2 protein-coding genes are annotated in these 1,339 nt (G+C 76.2%); both read right to left on the bottom strand.

The features are described 5' to 3' along the window. Positions 1-306: zinc ribbon domain-containing protein (locus GTW67_RS26500; protein WP_161167304.1), on the bottom strand; the 306-nt coding region annotated here is incomplete at its 3' end. A 3-nt stretch (positions 307-309) separates the two neighbouring features. Continuing rightward, a partial coding sequence (locus GTW67_RS26505; RefSeq protein WP_161167305.1) for a tetratricopeptide repeat protein occupies positions 310-1,339 on the bottom strand: 1,030 nt, incomplete at its 5' end.

Below are 1,339 nucleotides of genomic sequence, written 5' to 3' on the forward strand. Positions count from 1 at the left end.
GGCGGGCCGCTGCGGGGGCAGCGGGGAGCCGCCCGAGTCCGTGCCGGGCACGTCGGCCGGCGCGTGCGCGGGCACGGGACGGCCGGAGCTGTCCGTCTCGCGGGCCGCGGGCCAGTCGACGCCGTCCGGTGGCGACGACGGTGCGGGCACCGCGCCGTTCATCGCGATCGTCGGGCTGTCCTTGGGCCGCGCGGGCACCGCGGACAGGTCGTATCCGCACGCGCCGCAGAAACGGTCGTCCGACTCGAGGGGTTCCTCGCAGCTCGGGCACTTCGACACAGCGGCCTGCTGGGGCATCTGCGACATCAACTACACCCACGTCCGGGGGCGGTAACGATTGGCACGTTCCACCAGGTCGATCCTCTCCTCGCCGCCCCGCGCCAGCCGGGCCAGCGTGCGGTACGAGCGCTCCAGGCCGAAACGCAGGCCGCGTTCGTCCAGACCGCTGCCGAGCAGTGACCGTCCCCCGGCGGCGGAGGGAACGGAACCCCGGCCCCCGGAGAGTACCCAGTCCAGGGCACAGCCGAGGACCTCGACCGACAACTGCTCGCGGCGCGCCGGGTCCAGACCGTACACGTCCAGCGCCTCCACCTGCCGTGCGGCCGCCGCGAGATCGTCCAGGAACGCGACGTCCCCCGGGTCCGCCGTGCGCCGGCGCAGCCGTGCCCGTACGGCCGCCACACGCGCGGCCGTGCAGTGGACGGACGACTCCGGCACCGACTCCAGCGTCCGTACGGCACCGGTCCGGTCGCCGCCCGCCAACTGGACGCGGGCCAGGCCGAACGCGGCGCTCACATGGCTCGGGTCGGCCGACCACACCAGGCGGTAGTACTCGGCGGCGTTGTCGAGCTGGCCCAGCACCTCCGCGCACAGGCCGAGCGCCAGCTTGGGCGCGATCTCGCCCGGGAAGGCGTCGTAGACGGCGTCGAAGGCGAGCGCGGCGCCCTCGCGGTCACCGGTCACCAGCGAGGCCAGGCCCCGGTACCAGACGACCCGCCAGTCGTCGGGCCGTTCACCCTCCAGGGCGTCCAGGGTCTCCAGCGCGCCGGGCGCGTCGTCCTGCTCCAGCCGGGCCCGGATCTGCCGCAGCCGGGTCTCGGCCGACGGTGCCGGCGCGGCGCCGAGCGCGGTCAGCAGCTCGCCCGGCGCGGACGCCATCAGGCCCGCCAGGAAACCGGCGTTGGGGTCGCCGGGGTCGACGCGCGGGACCGGCAGCGCGAGCGCGGCGGAGGGCGCGTCGACGGGTCTGACCAGGCCGGACACATCGGCCTCGACGCTGCCGACGGCGCTCACCGCACCCGGCAGCGCGGCGCTCGCGCCCGTCCCGGCGGGCACCGCG

Origin of the sequence: Streptomyces sp. SID5910 (assembly GCF_009862125.1) — a bacterium.
Lineage (GTDB): Bacteria > Actinomycetota > Actinomycetes > Streptomycetales > Streptomycetaceae > Streptomyces.